The sequence below is a fragment of the Streptomyces nanhaiensis genome (genome assembly GCF_046614825.1).
GTDB lineage: Bacteria > Actinomycetota > Actinomycetes > Streptomycetales > Streptomycetaceae > Streptomyces > Streptomyces radiopugnans.
This window is the reverse complement of record NZ_JBKJFM010000282.1, coordinates 1-3383: the sequence shown is the minus strand read 5'-3', so window position 1 is coordinate 3383 and position 3383 is coordinate 1. Positions and strand designations below refer to the sequence as shown.

Below are 3383 nucleotides of genomic sequence, written 5' to 3'. Positions count from 1 at the left end.
GGTCTGCGGCTGATGTTTCCACTCATCGTCGAGTCTCTTTCCTGGTCGTGCGTTTCCGCGTGGGTGTTCGTGGGTCGGGGGTTGCGGGTGTCCTGGGGATGGGGGCGGACCGTGCGGGGTGCGCGGGGACGAGGGCGCGGCCCGGGGCGGGGGGACGGGCACGGGGGGCGGCGCCCGTTCGCGCCCCGCGGCGGCGCGGTGGATGCTGGAAGGAGCCCCGCGCGCCGCCGAGAGCGGCAGTCGGCCTGCGAAATAGACAGCGATCCTCGCAAAAATTGACCCTTTGCAAGGCTGGACAGGGAGAAACCCTTCATTAAACTGGCCGAGCTGCGGCCGCTCGACCGCATCCGACATTTACCCCGTGTACCGGTGCGGTGGGGTGGGCCCCGGTCCATTCCGCAACCATGACACCCCCATGAGACAAGGACCGTGATCGACGTGAAGGTCGGCATCCCCCGCGAAGTCAAGAACAACGAGTTCCGCGTGGCCATCACCCCGGCCGGTGTGCACGAGCTCGTACGCAACGGGCACCGGGTCTACGTGGAGCGGAGCGCCGGCGAGGGCTCCTCCATCCCCGACCGGGAGTACACCGAGGCCGGCGCCGTCATCCTGGACGGCGCCGACGAGGTGTGGGCCACCGCCGAGCTGCTGCTGAAGGTCAAGGAGCCGGTCGCCGAGGAGTACCACCGGCTGCGCAAGGACCAGACGCTGTTCACCTACCTCCACCTGGCCGCGTCCCGGGAGTGCACCGACGCGCTGCTGCGCTCGGGCACCACCGCCATCGCCTACGAGACGGTGGAGACCGCCGACCGCGCGCTGCCGCTGCTGGCGCCGATGTCGGAGGTGGCGGGCCGGATCGCCCCGCAGGTGGGCGCGTACCACCTGATGCGCTCGGCCGGCGGCCGCGGAGTGCTGCCCGGCGGCGTGCCGGGCGTCGCGCCGAGCCGGGCCGTGGTCATAGGCGGCGGCGTCTCGGGCTGGAACGCCACCCAGATCGCCGTCGGCATGGGCTTCCACGTCACCCTGCTCGACAAGGACGTGCGCAAGCTGCGCGAGGCCGACCGGATCTTCGGCACCCGGGTGCGGACGGTCACCTCCAACGCCTACGAGCTGGAGAAGGCCGTCCTCGACGCCGACCTGGTCGTCGGCGCGGTGCTGATCCCGGGCGCCAAGGCGCCGAAGCTGGTCACCAACGAGCTGGTGTCGCGGATGAAGCCGGGCAGCGTGCTGGTCGACATCGCGATCGACCAGGGCGGCTGCTTCGAGGACTCGCGCCCCACCACCCACGCGGAGCCGACCTTCACCGTCCACGACTCGGTCTTCTACTGCGTCGCCAACATGCCCGGCGCGGTGCCGAGCACCTCGACGTACGCGCTGACCAACGCCACGCTGCCGTACATCGTCGAGCTGGCCAACCGCGGCTGGCGCGACGCCCTGCGCCGCGACCCCGCGCTCGCCAGGGGCCTGAACGTCCACGACGGCGAGGTGACCTACGGCCCGGTCGCCGAGGCGCACGGGCTGCCGGTGCGCGAGCCGGCCGCGCTGCTCGGCTGACGGGCCGGGCCGCCGGGCCGCCGGACGGTCGCCGACGGAGTAGACAAGTCGTCATATGAAGCGCCGGTGGCGGTCAACGGCGCGCGTCAGCATCACCCGTCAACACCGGTACGGCCGTTCCGCCGGCCGGAGCCCGGACCCTCCGGGCTCCGGCCGGCGGTTTCCCGTACGCGGCGGGGGGTTGACCTCAGGGTGGATCCGGTGCCGGGCCGACGCGGCGTCAACTCGCCGCGATCGTAGCGCTTCGTCCCTTTCGCGCCCCCGGAAGACCTCGTCCGCGCGGCTGTTACGCCCTTGACAGACGGGTACATGGTTGCCGACACATCCGGCCGTCTACGGCGGATTGTGTTGCTGTGGACGGCCGACACGCCATAGAGTCGCCAATCATCGGCATGGTGCCACGCTGACCTGTCTAGAAGTTTCCTGGTCACCAAGGAGGTAGGACGACTTGTGAATGAGTCGACATTTACTCCCCCGGGTGGTCGACCAGGAATGCCTTCGCGGGGCGAAGCCCCCTCGGGACTCAAGGCCGTCGGCTCCGTCGCTGTCCAGACTTTCGCAGCCCACCAGAACCAGGCGAGCATGACAGCCCATCAGAGCATGGACGGCCACCGAGCGAACGCCATGGCCGCCGACCGCAGGGGCGGCGGGACCGGCCGGCCGGCCGACCACGCGGACCCCCACTACGAGGAACTCCCCGAGGGGCACTTCTACGACCCCGACGCGGAGTACGAACCCGACCCCGAGTACGCGGCCACCCTCGCACCCGACGCCGCCCGCCAGCGCCGTGAGCGCATCGGGCCCACGGGCCGGCCGCTGCCGTACTTCCCGATCCCCGGCCCGGTCACCGAGCACGGCCCGGCGAAGATCATCGCGATGTGCAACCAGAAGGGCGGGGTGGGCAAGACCACCTCGACCATCAACCTGGGCGCCGCGCTCGCCGAGTACGGCCGCCGGGTGCTGCTGGTGGACTTCGACCCCCAGGGCGCCCTCTCCGTCGGCCTCGGCGTCAACCCGATGGAGCTGGACCTGACCGTCTACAACCTGCTCATGGAGCGGGGCATGTCGGCGGACGAGGTGCTGCTGAAGACGGCCGTGGCGGGCATGGACCTGCTGCCCAGCAACATCGACCTGTCCGCGGCCGAGGTCCAGCTCGTCAGCGAGGTCGCCCGCGAGTCCACGCTCCAGCGCGCCCTGGCGCCGCTGCTGCCCGACTACGACTTCATCGTCATCGACTGCCAGCCCTCCCTCGGCCTGCTCACCGTCAACGCGCTGACCGCCGCGCACAAGGTGATCGTGCCGCTGGAGTGCGAGTTCTTCGCGCTGCGCGGGGTGGCGCTGCTGACCGAGACGATCGAGAAGGTCCAGGAGCGGCTCAACCCGGAACTGGAGCTCGACGGCATCCTGGCGACGATGTACGACTCGCGCACCGTGCACAGCAGGGAGGTGCTCGCGCGCGTGGTCGAGGCGTTCGACGACAACGTGTACCACACCGTCATCGGGCGCACGGTCCGCTTCCCGGAGACCACGGTCGCCGGCGAGCCGATCACCACCTACGCCTCCAACTCCGTCGGCGCCGCCGCCTACCGCCAACTCGCCAGGGAGGTGCTCGCCCGGTGCCACGCCGAGTGAGTCTCCCGGCAGCCGACGAACTGTTCCGTTCCACCGGAGGGTCCCCGGTCCAGCCGTCGACCCCCCAGCAGCACACCGGCGGCGACGCCTCCGCCGCCTCCCGGCTCCCCGCCCCGGCGGGCGAGCAGGGCGTCGCGGGCGAGCACGCCCCGGCGGACGACGGCGACGGCCCGGACCGCACGGCGGCGGGCGCCGCC

Annotated in this window: 2 protein-coding genes and 1 pseudogene; all 3 read left to right on the top strand. The window is 71.3% G+C overall.

What is annotated here, in order from left to right; all coding sequences use genetic code 11:
- The first annotated feature begins 438 nt into the window (after positions 1 to 438).
- Positions 439 to 1554, top strand: a complete 1116-nt coding sequence (gene ald / locus ACLIYP_RS29800) for an alanine dehydrogenase (RefSeq protein ID WP_412716193.1) — start codon at positions 439 to 441, stop codon at positions 1552 to 1554.
- Positions 1555 to 2046: 492 nt separating this feature from the next.
- Entirely contained in the window at positions 2047 to 3186 is a 1140-nt protein-coding gene (locus ACLIYP_RS29795; protein ID WP_412716192.1) for a ParA family protein, read from the top strand.
- A pseudogene (locus ACLIYP_RS29790) lies at positions 3183 to 3383 on the top strand (hypothetical protein); the annotation flags it as partial. The gene ACLIYP_RS29795 and the pseudogene ACLIYP_RS29790, both read left to right, overlap by 4 nt.

Excerpts from the sequence above, each read along its gene's own strand:
- ACLIYP_RS29795 (WP_412716192.1), top strand. The coding sequence starts at position 2,047 with ATGCCTTCGCGGGGCGAAGCCCCCTCGGGACTCAAGGCCGTCGGCTCC.